Origin of the sequence: Chryseobacterium sp. PCH239 (genome assembly GCF_018924625.1) — a bacterium.
Lineage (GTDB): Bacteria > Bacteroidota > Bacteroidia > Flavobacteriales > Weeksellaceae > Chryseobacterium > Chryseobacterium cucumeris.
Genome location: NZ_CP073027.1, coordinates 2,441,891 through 2,457,726, shown reverse-complemented (window position 1 = coordinate 2,457,726; position 15,836 = coordinate 2,441,891). Strand labels below are relative to the sequence as shown.

17 protein-coding genes and 1 pseudogene are annotated in these 15,836 nt (G+C 37.5%); 6 read left to right on the top strand and 12 right to left on the bottom strand.

Going from position 1 to position 15,836, the window contains the following annotated elements; all coding sequences use genetic code 11:
* The gene (locus KBP46_RS11425) at positions 1-1,206 is read right to left on the bottom strand and encodes an exonuclease SbcCD subunit D (RefSeq protein WP_216445402.1); all 1,206 of its coding nucleotides are present in this window, start codon (positions 1,204-1,206) and stop codon (positions 1-3) included.
* Positions 1,207-1,350: 144 nt separating this feature from the next.
* The gene (locus tag KBP46_RS11420) at positions 1,351-1,503 is read right to left on the bottom strand and encodes a hypothetical protein (RefSeq protein WP_002983641.1); all 153 of its coding nucleotides are present in this window, start codon (positions 1,501-1,503) and stop codon (positions 1,351-1,353) included.
* A 120-nt stretch (positions 1,504-1,623) separates the two neighbouring features.
* Here KBP46_RS11420 and KBP46_RS11415 point away from each other — a divergent pair, with 120 nt between their 5' ends.
* Both KBP46_RS11415 and KBP46_RS11410 read left to right on the top strand, forming a co-directional pair.
* A complete protein-coding gene (locus KBP46_RS11415; protein ID WP_216445401.1) occupies positions 1,624-1,872 on the top strand; it encodes a VF530 family DNA-binding protein in 249 nt (82 codons plus the stop codon).
* Between the two features lie 171 nt (positions 1,873-2,043).
* A complete protein-coding gene (locus tag KBP46_RS11410; protein WP_062675624.1) occupies positions 2,044-2,544 on the top strand; it encodes a peptidylprolyl isomerase in 501 nt (166 codons plus the stop codon).
* Between the two features lie 207 nt (positions 2,545-2,751).
* Here KBP46_RS11410 and KBP46_RS11405 read toward each other — a convergent pair whose 3' ends face one another.
* The gene (locus KBP46_RS11405) at positions 2,752-3,129 is read right to left on the bottom strand and encodes a YchJ family protein (protein WP_216445400.1); all 378 of its coding nucleotides are present in this window, start codon (positions 3,127-3,129) and stop codon (positions 2,752-2,754) included.
* Between the two features lie 173 nt (positions 3,130-3,302).
* Complete coding sequence (locus KBP46_RS11400) at positions 3,303-5,444, bottom strand: M3 family metallopeptidase (protein WP_062675622.1); 2,142 nt, start codon at positions 5,442-5,444, stop codon at positions 3,303-3,305.
* A gap of 185 nt (positions 5,445-5,629) precedes the next feature.
* On the opposite strand from KBP46_RS11400, the gene KBP46_RS11395 reads away from it, so the two are divergent.
* On the top strand, positions 5,630-6,457 hold the full coding sequence (locus KBP46_RS11395; RefSeq protein WP_062675621.1) for a DUF2807 domain-containing protein: 828 nt from the start codon (positions 5,630-5,632) through the stop codon (positions 6,455-6,457).
* Position 6,458: 1 nt separating this feature from the next.
* Here KBP46_RS11395 and KBP46_RS11390 read toward each other — a convergent pair.
* The 5 genes and pseudogenes from KBP46_RS11390 to KBP46_RS11370 form a co-directional block, all read right to left on the bottom strand.
* A pseudogene (locus KBP46_RS11390) lies at positions 6,459-8,347 on the bottom strand (monovalent cation:proton antiporter-2 (CPA2) family protein).
* A 3-nt stretch (positions 8,348-8,350) separates the two neighbouring features.
* Positions 8,351-8,872 carry an NAD(P)H-dependent oxidoreductase gene (locus KBP46_RS11385; protein ID WP_062675619.1) on the bottom strand — a complete coding sequence of 174 codons (522 nt, stop codon included), beginning with the start codon at positions 8,870-8,872 and terminating at the stop codon, positions 8,351-8,353.
* A gap of 194 nt (positions 8,873-9,066) precedes the next feature.
* Positions 9,067-9,879, bottom strand: a complete 813-nt coding sequence (locus KBP46_RS11380; protein WP_062675618.1) for a YgcG family protein — start codon at positions 9,877-9,879, stop codon at positions 9,067-9,069.
* Positions 9,860-10,288: a TPM domain-containing protein gene (locus KBP46_RS11375; RefSeq protein WP_183037458.1), complete on the bottom strand. Its 429-nt coding sequence runs from the start codon at positions 10,286-10,288 to the stop codon at positions 9,860-9,862. Before KBP46_RS11375 ends, KBP46_RS11380 begins: the two co-directional genes overlap by 20 nt.
* A gap of 2 nt (positions 10,289-10,290) precedes the next feature.
* On the bottom strand, positions 10,291-10,896 hold the full coding sequence (locus KBP46_RS11370; RefSeq protein ID WP_034693337.1) for a LemA family protein: 606 nt from the start codon (positions 10,894-10,896) through the stop codon (positions 10,291-10,293).
* A gap of 73 nt (positions 10,897-10,969) precedes the next feature.
* Here KBP46_RS11370 and KBP46_RS11365 point away from each other — a divergent pair, with 73 nt between their 5' ends.
* A complete protein-coding gene (locus KBP46_RS11365; protein ID WP_216445399.1) occupies positions 10,970-11,467 on the top strand; it encodes a dihydrofolate reductase in 498 nt (165 codons plus the stop codon).
* A gap of 147 nt (positions 11,468-11,614) precedes the next feature.
* The gene (locus KBP46_RS11360) at positions 11,615-12,184 is read left to right on the top strand and encodes a membrane protein (protein ID WP_034693340.1); all 570 of its coding nucleotides are present in this window, start codon (positions 11,615-11,617) and stop codon (positions 12,182-12,184) included.
* Between the two features lie 69 nt (positions 12,185-12,253).
* On the opposite strand, the gene KBP46_RS11355 is transcribed toward KBP46_RS11360, so the two are convergent.
* The 3 genes from KBP46_RS11355 to KBP46_RS11345 form a co-directional block, all read right to left on the bottom strand.
* Entirely contained in the window at positions 12,254-12,886 is a 633-nt protein-coding gene (locus KBP46_RS11355; RefSeq protein ID WP_216445398.1) for a trimeric intracellular cation channel family protein, read from the bottom strand.
* Positions 12,887-12,996: 110 nt separating this feature from the next.
* Positions 12,997-13,461 carry a pantetheine-phosphate adenylyltransferase gene (gene coaD, locus KBP46_RS11350; protein WP_034693345.1) on the bottom strand — a complete coding sequence of 155 codons (465 nt, stop codon included), beginning with the start codon at positions 13,459-13,461 and terminating at the stop codon, positions 12,997-12,999.
* An 89-nt stretch (positions 13,462-13,550) separates the two neighbouring features.
* Positions 13,551-14,534, bottom strand: a complete 984-nt coding sequence (locus KBP46_RS11345; RefSeq protein WP_062675673.1) for a D-alanine--D-alanine ligase — start codon at positions 14,532-14,534, stop codon at positions 13,551-13,553.
* Between the two features lie 156 nt (positions 14,535-14,690).
* Here KBP46_RS11345 and KBP46_RS11340 point away from each other — a divergent pair, with 156 nt between their 5' ends.
* Positions 14,691-15,785, top strand: a complete 1,095-nt coding sequence (locus tag KBP46_RS11340; RefSeq protein ID WP_216445397.1) for a PASTA domain-containing protein — start codon at positions 14,691-14,693, stop codon at positions 15,783-15,785.
* Positions 15,786-15,836 lie beyond the last annotated feature (51 nt).

The following is a 15,836-nucleotide window of genomic DNA, read 5'->3' as shown; positions in this document are numbered from 1 at the left end:
TTATGCATTTAAAATTTCGTTAAACAAATTCATCAGTTCTTCATTGGCTTCCTGCCCGCCGTTTTTAGATTTAAAATAATCTTTGAATAAAATATCAATATCCTGACTCAAATTGATTTCATGGGTTTGACTTTCTCCCAATTCCAGATTTCTGACTTTTGGAATAAGGTGAACAATTCCATTATGAGACTGATAAATGATTCTTCTTTCGTCTGCCGTTAAAAAAGTCTCACTTTCCAATGTAAGTTCAATAAATGTGTTGCGATTTGCGCTCAGCCATTGAACCGCATCTTCAATGAAATTAAACTTTTTTCGGACCAAAGTTCTGCCGTTCTTTAATATTTTCTTCTCGAAAGACACAGCTTTTCCAGGCTCTGCATCAATAATAGAAACATATTTGGTCTGTCCGGCTTCACTGAAACTGTAGCACAGAGGAGAGGATGAATAAATCACAGGTTTTTCCTTCGTTCCGATATTCTGAAAACCATGAAGGTGGCCTAATGCCGTATATTGAATCTGCTCGGGAATACTGTCCGAAAAAATCAAATCTGCGTTTCCTATCTTAATCGGCTTTTCTCCTTCCGGTTCTTCCAGAATTTCTGCCCCTCTTTTATTCATGTATAAATGAGCAGTCAGAAGATTCACTCCGGTATCATCGCAGAACTGATCTGCAAGATTTTTCCATTCCTGTGCAAGTACTCTGTTGATTTCTTCTTCTTTATTTTCACCAAAATATTCCTTTAAACGAACCTCATTCGCAAAAGGAGTATGAAGAATTCTTATCGGAAACGGTATGCTATCAATTTTCAGCTCTATAAAACCTTCTTTCGAGTTGGTAATGTTGAAATATTCTGTACCGAAAGGCACAATCTCCGCTTTAGGATGGCCAATGAGAATAATTCCGCACTCTCTTGCCAGAGGATCGGGAGCATTGATTAAGCTGGGAGAATCATGATTACCGGAAATAGCAATCACAGGACGTTTTCCGTTCAGGGATAAACGTTTTAATGTTTTATAAAAAAGTTCAGCAGCCTCTACACCTGGATTGAAATTATCGAAAAGATCACCGGCAATTAAAACCATATCAACGTTTTGTTCATCAGCAATCTGAACAATTTCATTCATAACCAAAACCTGTTCTTCAAGTCTTGAAAAACGGTCGAGGCGCTTACCCAAATGCCAGTCGGCAGTGTGGAGGATTTTCATAATTTAAATTTGAGAATTAAAAAGACTATATGCAGCGTAATTTTCAAGTTGTTTCGCAGAGAATTATTTTGCAGCTATTACAATGTAAAGATAGAGAATACTTCATTTAAAAAATTAAGGTTTCCTTACTTCGGATCAAGACAATTATGGCTTATTATCAGCTTCTCTTGCTTTGAAATCTTCCCGGATTTGTTTTAACCTTGCTTTTCTTTCAGCTTCTGCATTTTGTATTTTACGTTTTTTCTGATCAATTTTCTTTTTATTTTTCTTCCTGTTCGCTTCGTTGTTTTTGCTCATGTTTTGTAACGGATAATTTTTATTGGTAAGGAATCGCTTCTTCAAAAATAAGAAACAAAAAAGGAAGAGTGGTGTGGATTTCCATATAAACTTATAATAAATTAATTTTGTAAAAAAAAGATGGAACAGCAGTCCAAAGATCCTCTACACGGAAAAAGACTTGATGCTATCCTGGAAGAACTGGTAGAATACTATCAAGGTTTCGAAAGGCTGGGCGAACAGATCAATATTAAATGTTTTACAGATAACCCAAGCATCAACTCTTCCCTGAAGTTCCTGCGAAAAACACCTTGGGCCAGAACAAAAGTAGAGAGCCTGTATCTTTTTGTCCTGAGACAGAAAAAGAGGGAGGAGGACAGAAAAAAATAAAGCCGGGGAGTTATTATGTAAGTAATGTAAAGTAAAAAGGAAAATTATATTTCCTTATGCATTTCATAGCTTCATCTTCCATCTCCTATCTTTCAAGCTCATTGAATCATTTCAAAAAGAGTATATTTGTATGATTAATCGTGAGGCAAAATCACGAAAAAAAGAAAAAATATGACAATCGAAAACAATCACGTTGTAGCTGTAAAGTATATACTTCACACGATCGAACCAGATGGAAGTAAGATTCTTGTAGAAGAAACAACAACAGAAAATCCACTTACATTTTTGTATGGTGTGGGAATGATGATTCCAAAATTTGAACAGAATATCTTAGGTTTGAAAGCTGGCGACAAAGCGGCTTTTGTGATTCAGCCTGAAGAAGCTTACGGTGAAAGACAGCCGGATGCTATTGCACAGTTACCAGTGGAAATGTTTAAAGAATCAGGACTTCCGCCTGTAGGAGCTATTCTTCCTTTATCAGACAATCAGGGGAATAACTTCCAGGCTTTTGTAGTAGAAATTACTCCGGAAGTTGTGGTAGCAGACCTTAACCACCCGATGGCTGGAAAAGTATTAGATTTCGACGTGGAAGTTTTAAGCACTCGTCCGGCAACTGAAGAAGAGCTGGCGCATGGTCATGCTCACGGAATTGACGGAAACGAAGCTCACTAAAAATATAAATGCCCGATTTTCGGACATGTTTAGATAAGAAAATGAGCCACAGATAATCCTGTGGCTCATTTTTATTGATAAGATTATAATAGTTATTGGTTGCTTAGCATTACACTCCACCGGAGGGGCGGCGAAAATTCAAAGAATTTTTAACGGGATGGTTCTATACTCAAAGCATCACTACATTATATTTTCTCAATCCGTTCTCTAATCCAAAAATTCCCCGGAAACATAATACCAACGTTCGTGCATCTTCTGAAAAACAGAAAACTCATGATGAACTTGCTGATGGCCGTCCTGATCGTTATAATAAGCCTTAAATTCTACATGATTTAAAGCGGGAGTTCTGATGATTTCCAATTTCGTCCATTGGTTGATCTCTCCCCATTCCTGCAGATCTTTTTTATTGTGGTATTTTCTTTTTCCCGGAAGGGTAGTCTCCATCAGGTATTCACCATTCGGAATGGCAAAAGCAGAGAACCTCGATCGCATCAGAGCTTCAGCCGTAGGGGCATGCTTTTCTCCTGTATGATAAGGTTTACAGCACTCTTCGTAGGATTTCCCTGAACAGCATGGACAGTCCATATATTGTATTTTAAATTTTGAACTGTAAAAATAATGAAATTCAATAGGAATGGGCTTTAGCTCTCTCAAAATAAACAAAAAAATCCACCGGCTTTAGCCGAAACATAGAAAATTTATTTATCACAGATAGGTATAAAAAAGAAGCACTCTGATTAAAGAATGCTTCCCTTGATTTATTTAATAAACCCTCTGTTTCTCAATAAAGGTTTGATATCCGGATCGTGTCCTGTGAAGTCTCTGAATGCCTGGTTAAGATCTACAGAATTTCCTACGGAAAGAATATATTTTCTGAAACGGTCACCGTTTTCTCTGGTTAAACCACCGTTCTTACTGATCCACTCCCATGCATCATTGTCCAATGTTTCAGACCATAAATAAGCATAGTATCCTGCAGAATATCCGCCTCCCCAGATGTGGGCAAAATAAGGCGTGTGATATCTCGGCGGAACGGTTGCCAAATTGAATCCATGGCTGGCTAAAGACTGCTTTTCAAAGTCTAAAACAGGAATAAACTGATTTTCATTGCTTACCGTATGCCAATCCATATCAAGTTCAGCAGCAGAAACCAACTCAGTAGTCATATAACCCTGATTGAAAGTAGATGCTTTTTTTATCTTGTCTACCAAGGCCTGTGGAATAGGTTGTTTTGTTTCATAATGTACAGCGTAATTCTTCAGAACAACAGGATCTAAAGCCCAGTGCTCATTGATCTGAGATGGGAATTCTACAAAATCTCTCGGTACATTCGTTCCTGAAAGTGAAGGATATTTCTGGCTGGCAAACATTCCGTGAATAGAGTGACCAAATTCATGGAAGATGGTTGAAACATCGTCATAGCTGATTAAGGAAGGTTTTCCCGGAGCAGGTTTCTGATAATTATAGCAATTAACAATGACAGGTTTTGTTCCTAATAAATAAGACTGCTCCACAAAATTACTCATCCAAGCTCCACCGTTTTTAGAATCTCTTGTATAAAAATCCAGATAGTAAATGGCAATAGATTTTCCATCATGATCGAAGACTTCATACGTTACTACATCCGGGTGATAAACCGGAAGATCTGTTCTCTTTTTGAAAGTCAGTCCGTAGAATTTCTCAGCAGCAAAGAAAACCCCTTTTTCAAGAACAGTTGTGATTTCAAAATAAGGTTTTATTTCACTTTCATCAAGATCAAACTTAGCTTTTCTTACCTGTTCAGCATAGAAATTCCAGTCCCAGGGTTCTACTTTAAAGCCTCCTTTTTGCTGATCAATAAGATCCTGGATATCTTTTGCTTCACGTCTTGCTGTTTCCACTGCCGGAGTAGCAATCTGGTTCATCAGCTTAGTAGCTGCTTCAGGGGTTTTTGCCATCTGATCCTGAAGCTTCCATTCAGCAAAGTTTTTCTTACCTAAAATCTGTGCTTTCTTTAATCTTAATTTAGCAAGCTGTTCGATGGTTGATCTCGTATCGTTGGCATCTCCTTTCTCAGCTCTGGTCCATGAAGCTTTAAATAGCTTTTCTCTGGTCGTTCTGTTTTTTAAATTTTGAAGAAGAGGTTGTTGTGTAGTGTTTTGTAACGCCAGAAGATATTTTCCAGGTTGTCCTGCCGTTTTAGCATCAGAGGCTGCAGCTGCAATTTCATCGGCAGAAAGTCCGTCCAGTTCTTTCGCATCGGAGAAAAATACACCTCCTTGTTTTCTAGCTTCCAATAATTTGTTGGCATATTGGGTAGAAAGAGAAGCCAGCTCCTGATTGAGCTGCTTTAGTTTTTCTTTATCAGCTGCAGAAAGGTTAGCACCTGCAATTTCAAAATTCTGCTTATAATATTGTACCAGTCTTTTACTTTCAGAATCCAGACCATCTTCTTTGATGGATTGTATTCTTTTATAAAGATTTTCATTCAGGTACAGTTTGTCAGAATGTGCTGCAAAAATAGGAGCATATTCTTCATCTAAAGCCTGTAATGTAGGATTCGTATTAGCACTGGTAAGATTTGAAAATACAATTTGTGCTCTTCTCAGCACTTCACCACTTTTTTCCAAGGCAACGATGGTATTTTCAAAAGTAGGGGCAGCCGGATTGTTGGCAATTTTTATAATTTCAGCTTCATGTTGCTTTAAACCGTAGTTAAAAGCAGGTTTGAAGTGTTCGTTTTTGATTTTGTCAAACTCCGGTGCTTCGTATTGAAGCTTGCTCTTCTTCATAAAAGGATTTGAAGATAAAGAGGGATCAGGTGCAGGAAGCTCCTGTTGAATATCGGTCTGTTTCATTGTAGTACAAGATTGATTGAACGCCAAGGCAGAAATTAATAATACCGATGAAATATTCTTCATAAATATAGTTGTTATTAAAGCATAAAGATATTAAAAACTTGTATCATAGAACATATTTCGGCGAATGTATTTCTTTAAGCCCTTTGTTGTATTTACAGTATTTTCAAATGTAATGTAATATTTTTTATAAATTAGTTGTTATTTAAATAAAGAAATCAATAAAAAAATTAACAAAAGGAATAAGCATGAAAACAAGTACTTTATTTATTTTTTCAGCCTTTGTGGCTTTAGCCTCATGTAACGATAAACATGAGAACCGAAATAGAGACAGAGACGGAGACCGAAGTAATTGGGTAGAGAAGGTAGTGAGCAAAGAAAGCGGTCCGATACAGCATAAGGAATTTAATGGAGATTTTGACGAAATTCAGGTTTCACAAGCCATTGAAGCAGAAGTTATAAAATCTGAAACTGAGAAAGTTGAAATCTCAGCGCCACAAAGTATCATTGATGAAATTCTGGTGGAAAATGATGGCGGAAAACTGCATATTCATTATAAGCCGGGGATCAGAGTGATGAACATCAGCAAAGTGACAGCTAAAATTTATACAAAAGATTTTAGTAAGCTTATTGCGGATTCGGCTGCGAGAATTATTGTAAAAGATAAATTTACTCAGGAAAAAACAGACATCGAAGCATCAAGCGCAGGAAGTATTTCCGGAGATCTTGAAGCGAATGACATGGATATCAATATAAGCAGCAGCAGTAGTTTCGATGGTAAAATATGGGCCGTAAACCTTGATATTGAATCTTCATCAGGATCAACTCTGGACCTCTCCGGTAAAGCAAAAAAGGTAGACGTGAGTGCTTCTTCAGGGAGCAGCGTTTCTGCAAAAGGAGTTATTGCTGATGATGTAGAAGCAGATGCTTCCAGTGGCGCAAGTGTACACATAAGTGCTGTTTCCAGTGTGAAAGCAGGTGCTTCATCCGGTGGAAGTGTGGATATCTCGAAAAAGGGAGAGCTTAAGAGTGTGATAAAAGACGAAAGCAGCGGTGGAAGCGTAAACATCCAGTAAATTAATCCTGAGACTCTTCCTCATCTTCTTCATCAGCTGATGAGGATCCTTCCCAGTTTTTATTATCGAAATTAAGATTATCATAAGCCAATAAATCCTCCTCACGCTGGAGGATTTCTTTTGTGGTAAACAGAGTAATATCTTCATCATTTTCCTTCATTTTGCCAGCTTTCTGACTGATGCTTTGTCAATGGCCATAAACCTTTGGCCAAGACGTCTTGCAGCATATTTTCTCATTCCCGTTTCATGAAGTACATCTACAGCCATATCCACGGCTGTTCCCAGTGTTTCACGGTAAATATGATTGACGCCATTGTTCAGATAATCATAAGCATCAATCCTGTTTTTGGCTCTTACAAAAATTTTGACGTTAGGATAATGTTCACGGACAAGTTCTGCAATGAACTTGTTATCGTCAGGATCATCCAGACATAAAACGAGAATTTCAGCATCTTCAATTCCTGCCGCTCTTAAAATAGGAATCCTCGTTGCGTCACCATAATACACTTTAAAACCATAGCTTCTAAGCAGTTTCACACGGTCAGAATCACGATCCAGAACGGTAGCTGGTATTTTATTGGCTTTTAAAAGACGTCCCACCGTACTTCCAAAATGCCCGAAACCTACAATGATGATTTTCTTTTGAGTAACATTGCTGTCAAGAATATTATAGTCATGTTCCTCTTCAGGAATTTCTTTGATAAATTTCGGAGTAATAAATTTGTCATTGATGATGAGAAGAATAGGAGTGATACACATGGTAATTGCCGTAACAGCCATCATCTGTGCATTCATTTCGGGACCTAAAAGATAAAGATCTGATGCGTAATTCAGCAGTACAAAAGCAAACTCTCCTACCTGAGAAAGGGCAAAGGCATAAAAAAGACTTTGGGGAGTATCTATCCTGAAAAATTTTCCAATAGTATATAAAACCACAAACTTTACACCCAGTACCGCAAAAACAGTACTGAAGATAAATAAGGGATCTTTCTGAATGATATTAAAATTAATGGTTGATCCTACACTCACGAAGAAAACAGCTAAAAGCAGCCCTTTGAAAGGATCGATCTGTGCTTCCAGCTCATGACGGAATTCACTGTTGGCAAGCATTACTCCTGCAAGGAAGGCTCCTAATGCAGGAGAAAGACCAATCACAACCATCAGCTCCGAGACTCCAATAACCAGAAATAACGAAGACGCGGTCAATAGTTCTGACATTCCTGATTTTGAAACATAGCGCAGAAAGGGAACAAATACATATCTGCCGAGTAAAATCAATAATGCTACCCCGAAAATTACGGTTCCGGCCTGAAGCCATTCCGGGAGTTTCTGGATCAGAATCTGAATTTCATTGTCATGATGCTTGGCTTTATAATTGGCCAGAATAGGCAATATGGCCAGAATAGGAATTACCGAAATATCCTGAAACAGCAAGGTAGAAAATGAAGCTTCTCCGGCGGTAGTCTTGAGGTTGTTTTTTTCCTGTAAAGTCTGCAGAACAATAGCTGTAGAAGATAGGGCAAAGCACATGGCAATAGCAATCGCTTTGTCTACTCTCCAGCCTACGCTTGTGAATACAAGAAAAAGCAGAAGAATGGTAAGAGCCATCTGAGATAGTCCAAGACCCATTATTTTCTTTCGCATTTCCCAGAACTTCCGGGGCTCTAGTTCCAGACCTACCAAAAACAAAAGCATGATCACTCCAAACTCGCTGGCATGCATAATGTCATTGACATTGTTTCCTGTAAGTTTAAGGACATAAGGGCCTATGATAATTCCTCCTAAAATATAACCGATGACAGAACTCAGCCCTAATTTCCTTGCCAATGGAACCATAATAATGGCTACACCCAGGAAAATTAATGTGTTCATCGCTAAGCTGGATTCCATATGCTATTGATTGAGTAGTTCTGTGAATTCTTTTTTATGTAAAATAATTTCTTTTTTAGAGAGCTTGTTGGCTTCGTATACGATTTTGATATGTTTGATATCTGCTTTAAAAACTTTTAATGAAACAATAAGCCCGCTGATGAGTTCATCTATGGTATATTGATAAGTTCCGGTTTTGGTGAAAGACCTTTCTTTTCCGCCTGTGGTTACCAGAATATAGACTTCTTTTCCTTCCAGGGGATTATGTTCACCTTCTTTCAGCCAGTCTCTGTCGAAAACTTCATCAATCCATAATCTGAGAAGAGGAGGCATTCCGAACCATATCAGGGGAAACTGAAAGATAAAACGCTCATAGTTTTTAAGGCGTTTTCTTTCCCGGAAAGCTGCGATATGAAAGTCAGGATATTCTTCGTAAAGATCTCTCAGGGTATAATGCTGGTGGCGAACGTAGAAATTGATGAGCTCTACATTCGAATTGGAGTGCTCCAGATAAGGGTGTGCAAATACTACCAGTGTCTTCTTCATAATCCTGTTTTCAGTAAATATAGTGAAAAAATATTGAATAAAAGGTGGTTTTTATGATGTTTTATTAACTTTTTAATAGCTAAATATCAATTTAACATTAATAAAAGTTAATAAATCAGTATTATTTTGGTTTTTAAATAAAAAAAATCAGATCGTGATGATCTGATTCTATATCATTTTTGAATATTTCTTGATTACCATCCACCGGATGCACCGCCTCCTCCGAAACTTCCACCACCGCCGAAGCCTCCGAATCCGCCTCCGCCACCTGAACTTCCACCGCCAAAGCCACCTCCTCCGAAGCTGCCAGGGAACGGGAAGAAACCACCAGGATAATTTCTGCGTCCTCTTCTGGTGATAATCACATCATCATCGTCGTCATTATTTCCGCCACGTCCGCCACCTCTGTTTCCAAAAAGGATAGCAATGATGATGAAAATAATAAAAGCAATAATAAGAACTTTAAATGCACTTCCATTGCCGGAAGGAGCTGTTGTGGCTACAGGTTTGAATTTTCCCTCAACAGCCTCCATAATCGCTGAGGTTCCACCATTGATCCCTTCATACCAAAGTCCTTTCTTGAAATTTGGGGTGACGATGTAATCTAAGATCTGTCCAGCTACAGAAGCGGTAAGGTATTGCTCTACGGCACGCCCCTGTTGGATAGACATCGTTCTGTCTTCTGTAGCAATAAGAAAGACAACTCCATTATCTACTCCCTTTTTTCCGATTTTCCATTTTTCACCAAACATGGTGGCCAGAAAATTTACATCTTCTCCTTTGGTAGAGCGGATGATGACTACTTCAATTTCCGTTGAGGTAGAATCTGCAAACTTGATCAGTTTATGATTAAGTGCATCTTTTTCCTGTTGGGAAAGCAATCCGGCTTCATCAAAAACAGGATACAGCACCGCAGGTTTTTCAGGAATGGTATATTGTGCTGATACAAAAGTGTAAAAGCAGAGTAGTAAAAATGAAAATACTATTTTAAGAGAACGTAATTTCATTTGGAAGTTGGTTTGGGTTTTCTCCTTTTACAGGAAAATGTTTTTTGAGTTCAAGTCCTGTTTCCAGGATGGCACTTTTCAGGGCCTGATAATAATTTCCTTTGGCAAATTCAGCGGTGATATAATCGTGAAGATGATCCCAGTAAGATTGTTTTACTTTTTCATGAATGCCGGTATCTCCAATGATGGTAAGATATTTCTGTTCAAAATTGACATGGAAGAGTACCGCATTTCTGTCTGCTGTTTTATCCATAGCCAGTTTTTTGAAAACTTCAAATGCAGTCTTGGCATCCCGGTTTTCAGTATTGGAATCAATATGCACTCTGATCTCTCCCGTAGAATGATCTTCCGCAGACTGAATCGCTTCCACAAGGGAAGCGATCTGTTGATTTGTTAGGAAATTACCCATTATTATTTGAATACTTCAGGAGCTTTTTGAGCGCCTGCGTCAGCTTTGAAATAAGGTTTTTCTTTGAAGTTGGTGAAATTCGCCAGAATATTATTCGGGAAAGTCTTGATGGAAGTATTATAATCCTTTGCAGCATCATTATAGTAAACCGTTTCAGTTCTGATACTATTTTCAATAGCAGTGTATTCTCTCTGGAAGTTGATATACTGCTGGTCTGCTTTTAAGTTAGGATAAGATTCCACCACGGCCATCAATCTGCTTAATGCACCCGATAATTCTCCTTGTGCAGCCTGGAATTTAGCCAGATCAGCTTCGGTCATATTCGTAGGATCAATATTGATGGAAGTAGCTTTGGAACGGGCTTCCACAACTTGTGTTAAAGTTTCCTGCTCAAATTTTGAATACGATTTTACGGTTCTTTCCAGGTTAGGAATAAGGTTCGCTCTTTTCTGATACACAGTCTCTACATTAGACCATTTTGCGTTCACAGTCTGTTCTTTGTTGACAAAGCTGTTATATCCGCTTTTCCCCCAGAAGAATAGAATTGCAACAATAATAAGAAGGGCAATACCAATGGTTCCTGCACCCAGACATCCTTTATTTTTCATAGTTTATTTTTTTAAATTTTTTGTGCTAACCAAATATACAAATTATGTGCTAATTTTGTAAAAAATTATTTGAATGACAACAATAGTGGTGGCAATGGGAGAGAAAAATGAAATTGGTTTTGAAAACCAGTTGCTTTGGCATCTTCCTAAAGATTTGAAACATTTTAAAGATATTACTTCCGGACATCCGGTTATTATGGGGAGAAAGACCTATGAAAGTATTGGAAAAGCTCTTCCGAACCGTACCAATATTGTTGTGTCAAGAAAAAAAGACTGGTTTGAGGAAGGAATTCTTATTGTAGGAAGCATCAAGGAAGCATTGAAATTTGCTAAGAAGATTGATGAGGAAGTTTTCGTTATCGGTGGCGGAAATATCTATGAGCAGACTATGGATGTAGTGGACAAACTTGAAGTTACTTTGGTGAAAGCAGATCTTCAGGCTGATACATACTTTCCGGAAATAGATCCTAAAATCTGGAAAATGACTAACGAAATCTGCCATGAGAAAGATGAAAAGAACGGCTATGATTTCTGTTTCCAGACATTTGAAAAAATCAAAAAAGAAGATTAGATATCAATAGTTAATTTTGCTTCGCAAAGTGAATCGTGAATTTTCCGCAGTTACAAAATTAACAAACGCAGCGAATTGACCATTCACCATTGACTTTTTGAACTTTAAGCTCTAAATTTATTATCTTTGCACTTCTAAAATTTAATAATGAATAAATACATAAAAATTGCAGTAGCAGCAGTTCTTATCCTGTTAGGACTTTATATGATGATTTTCACAAGAAATCTTGGTTGGGGTATTGTTGTTTTTCTTTTGGCTGCATTTCCCATCTTGCTATTCTTTAAAAACGAATATATCCTATTGGCATTCTGGCAATTGAGAAAACAAAATATGGAGAAAGCCGGAGAATGGTTATCCAAAATAACAGATTATAAAGGACAGCTTCATAAAACTCAATACGGATATTTTCACTATTTATCAGGACTGACGCAAGCTCAGGATCATCCTGCGAAAGTAGAGCCTTTCATGAAGAAAGCGTTGGAGTACGGTTTGAATATGAAACACGACAGAGCAATGGCTACTTTAAATCTTGCTGCAGCAGCTATTTCTAAAGGAAGAAAGCAGGAAGGTCAGAAGTTGCTGGAAGAAGCAAAAAGACTGGACAGTGCCGGAATGATGACCGATCAGATCAAAATGATGAAAGATCAGTTGAAAATGCCAACCATGCAGAAGCATATGCATAACCCGAATATGAGAAACAGAGGGAAATTCTTCTAATCAAAAAAAATAAAAATAAAAATAAAAAGCACCTTTTTGAGGTGCTTTTTTATGTGTTAAATATCAAATTTACATTTCTGAGTTTTGATCATAGCCATAAAATTTAGGCATCTGCCAATGGTATTTTACAGCAAATGTTCGAATCGCAACGATCAGTAAAATAGTGAAGATTTGTATAAAAGTATAGGAAAGTACTGTATATCTGGTCATCAATAGAAATGCTGCTCCGCCCACAATACATGCTGTGGCATAAATTTCCTTTCTGAAAATTAATGGAATTCTATTGAGTAATATATCCCGGATAATCCCTCCAAAACAACCTGTAATAGTTCCTAATGCAATACAGATCATTGGATGAATACCTGCATTTAAACCTTTTTGTACACCGATTATGGTAAATAATCCAAGTCCGAAGCTGTCGAAGATAAATAAAGTTACTTTAAAGTTTTTCTCAAGAGATTTGAAAATCATTGAAAAAATACTGGTCGCCAGAATCAGGGTACACATCAGAATATCATGCATCCAGAATACAGGGATATCCAGTAACAGGTCTCTTACAGTTCCTCCTCCTACAGAAGTTACAAATGCAATAATAAGCACTCCGAACGGATCAAGCCGTTTCTGCATCGCTGCAAAACTTCCGGACATGGAAAAGGCAATGGTCCCCAGGACTTCTATTGCAAAATTGAACTGTTCGTGCATATATAATTATAAATGATTGTTGATAAATGATAATTGATGAATGATTTCTGCTTAAGCAAATTCTTGGCCATTATATCAATTATCATTTATCGCTCATCAATTATATTTTTTTATCTCTCCACTCTCACAGAGTCCGGAACCATCAGTTCATATTCGCCGCCGTGGTTAATAACTTCCCTTACAATGCTGCTACTGATGAATGATTTTCCTGAGGAAGTCAGTAAGAATACGGTTTCCAGTTTTTTATGAGCTAATGTTCTGTTGGTATGAGCAATCGCTTTTTCAAATTCAAAATCTGCCGGGTTTCTTAATCCTCTGATGATGTACTGAGCATTTTTTTCAAAACAGTAATCTACTGTTAGACCTTCAAATGAATCTACTTCCACATTGGGAAATTCTGCTACAGAGTTTTGAATAAATTCCATTCTTTTTTCAAGAGGGAACATATATTTTTTCTGAGAGTTCTGTCCGATAGCGATGATTAATTTATCAAATAGCGGTGCCGCTCTTTCTATAATGTCGTAATGTCCTAGTGTAATAGGGTCAAAAGACCCTGGAAAAACAGCAATTTTCATGTTGTATGAGTTATGACGTTGAATGGTAAATTATCAGTTAAAAGCTATGTATTTATTATTTTCTAACCTCTAATTTCTAACTTCTATATTTACTTATTAAGTGCTTTTTCTACTTCATTTCCACAAAGATCCATAATGGAAATTCCATAATGTCTTGCCTGCTGAGGGAGAATACTTGCAGGAGAGAATCCTGGGTTGGTATTCATTTCAAGCATATAAGGAATTCCGTTCATCAGAATGTATTCACTTCTTGAAAAACCACTCATGCCTAATGAATCGTAAGCTCTTTTGGCGATTTCTTCCACTCTTTTAGTGGTCTCTTCGTCAATTCTTGCAGGGGTAATTTCTTCAGAAGCACCTTCATATTTTGCTTCATAATCAAAGAACTCATTGGTAGGAACAATTTCTGTAATTCCTAAAACAATAGTTTCTCCTTTAAAATCAATAACTCCTACAGAAACTTCCATCCCGTCCAGGAAACTTTCAATCAGGATTTCGTCATCTTCCTTGAAAGCAATTTCAGTAGCGGCAATCAGTTCCGATTTTTCTTTTACCTTAGAAATTCCCAGAGAAGATCCTGATTGGTTAGGTTTTACAAATAAAGGAAGGTTAAGTTCTGATACAATTTCATCCACATTGATGTCTTCCCCTTTTCTTAAATAAATACTTTTTGCAGAAGGAATTCCGTATTTTGATAACACGGCAAGAGTGTCTTTTTTATTGAAAGTAAGGGCGCTCTGGTAAAAATCACAACCTGTATATTTTTGACCGATGGCATCCCAGTAGGCCTGAAGAATTCCGTTTTCTCCCGGAGTTCCGTGGATGATATTGAAACAAACATCAAATTTTAAAGTTTCCCCATTATCTAAAGTCACAGAAAAATCTCCTCTGTTGATGGCATATTTTTTATCATTTTCACCTAAAAAATACCATTCATCTTTAAGGACTACTACTTTATATACGTCATAGAGATTTCTGTCTAAAGAATCATAAATCAATTGTCCGCTTTTTAAGGAAACAACATATTCATCGGAATAGCCTCCCATTACTACGGCAACACTTTTTTTATTCATAACCATATAGTATCAATTAAGGCAAATTTAATCATTTTATGCAATGCAATATGGGAAATCGGCAAATTTTAAAATCAAAAATGAATTGTGTTAAATAAAAAGTCCATTCTAAAATTATTAGCTATATTTGCGGTTATAATTAAAGTATTTTTAAGTATGCTTAAATCACTTTTCAATTGGAAAGTTTTACTGAATTTAGTAGTAGCCATCGGTGTTTTCGTTGGGCTGGTATGGCTCACATTTCGCTGGTTGGAGTACCATACTAACCACGGTCAGGAAATTCCTGTTCCCAATATTGTAAATAAATCGGTACATGATGCCGTAAAAATATTAGATGATACAGGGCTGGAATATGAAGTAGACAGTGCCAATTACGACCCGAAATACAGACCATTCCAGGTATTGCAGGTATATCCTGCACCAGGTTCCCGTGTAAAAGACGGAAGAACTGTAACGCTTAAAGTAAATCCGAGAACATGGGCTCCTATTGCGGTGCCGAATGTTATTAATAAATATTCCGGACTGGCCTTTCAGAGATTGGATCAGGTAGGTCTTAAAATTGGTGATACGATTTATGAGCCTAGTATTCAGAAAGATGCCCTTTTAAGAATATTATATAAAGGAAATGCTGTAAACCCAGGTACGCGTTTACCAAGATTCTCTACCATTGATGTTGTGGTAGGATCGGGGCCAATGAGAAATATTTCTATTCCTAATGTTGTAGGACTTACGGTAAAAGAAGCAAGAGCTGTCATTACCAAGAGTATGTTTGAAGTAGGGCTGGTAGAGCATGAAGATGGAAGTAAAGATGAATCTGATATTATTTATTATCAGGATCCTGCCTCCGGAGATGTTCGTGATCAGGGAATGCAGATCGATCTTTGGGCAAGTAAAAAGACTCCGGCAGAATTAAGAGCGAAAGTAGAGCAGTTGAATTCTATCTATCGTATGAAAGTGGATACTTCACTTCCTCCGGTACGATATGAAGAAGTGCATAGTGAGCCAAGTTATGATGCTCCGGTTGTACCCGCTCCTGCTCCAAAAAGAGAAACTCCAAAGCCGGAAGCTCCGAAGACAGAGGCCTCTAAAAATCAGACTACAGCAGCTAAACCAGCTGCTGCAACTGTTGAAAAACCTAAAACACCTGTAGGGAACGGTACTCACACTGCTGGAGGTACAACAAAACCTGCAGCAACAACAACACAACAGCCTGCTCAAAAGCCAAAAGCTAAGAAGGTTGTCGTAGAATAAGATCAGATTAATATCAAAAATACAGGCTTCAACTATAAAATGTTGAAGCCT